This is a genomic window from Candidatus Symbiopectobacterium sp. NZEC135, from assembly GCF_025962695.1.
The window spans coordinates 1-732 of record NZ_JAGFPF010001089.1; the positions used below are offsets into that span (position 1 = coordinate 1).

1 protein-coding gene and 1 pseudogene are annotated in these 732 nt (G+C 57.9%); both read right to left on the reverse strand.

The window, feature by feature from the left end:
* Window positions 1-285 (reverse strand): DNA-formamidopyrimidine glycosylase family protein (locus tag J5224_RS32620; protein WP_319802536.1); only part of this gene is annotated, 285 nt, incomplete at its 3' end.
* A 38-nt stretch (window positions 286-323) separates the two neighbouring features.
* Window positions 324-732: pseudogene (locus tag J5224_RS32625) on the reverse strand (pyroglutamyl-peptidase I); the annotation flags it as partial.

Consider the following 732-nt stretch of genomic DNA (forward strand, 5'->3'; position numbering starts at 1 on the left):
TTCGAAGCGAACGCGCAAATCGCGTTTGGTATCCGGCATCACGCCCGCATCAACCACGCGCCATAGGCCATAAAGCTGGTTATGGGTATAAAGAATCCGCCCAGTAGAAAAGTAGGTAAGCAGCGCTTTACCGCGCGTTTCCAACTTTTCAATCGTCTGCCCGGTAAGCTCCGTTTCGTAAGGTTTTAATTCAGGGAAAGCAAACCAAACCCCGGTTAACGGCTCCCCCACCACCGCCGCGGCTAACGCGTCGGCGGCGCGGCGGATCTCTGGCCCTTCAGGCATCAATCTCTCCTTTCTCGTCGGGGAATGTGCCCCGGACGCTAATGCGTAGTGCCGCCAGAAATAATCGCATCTTGCTGCTGAGTCAGCGCGACGGCAATCATGGCGACCAGCGCCTGCGTCACCATAGCAATCGGCATTGATGGCTCCCCAGGATGGCGCGCCGCCTGTTGCGGTGCATAGGGAATATGAACAAACCCACCACTGACTGCGCCGGAGCGCTGCGCCAGCGCGTGCAATAAGCCGTACATCACATGATTGCACACAAAGGTGCCTGCGGTGTGGGACACCGAGGCGGGAATCCCCTGCTCGCGTAACGCATTGACCATCGATTTGATCGGCAAAGTGGCAAAATAGGCGCTCGGTCCCCCTGGGATCACCGAGGTATCGATGGGTTGCTTGCCGTGATTGTCGGGAATACGCGCATCGTTGGTGTTGATGGCGACGCGC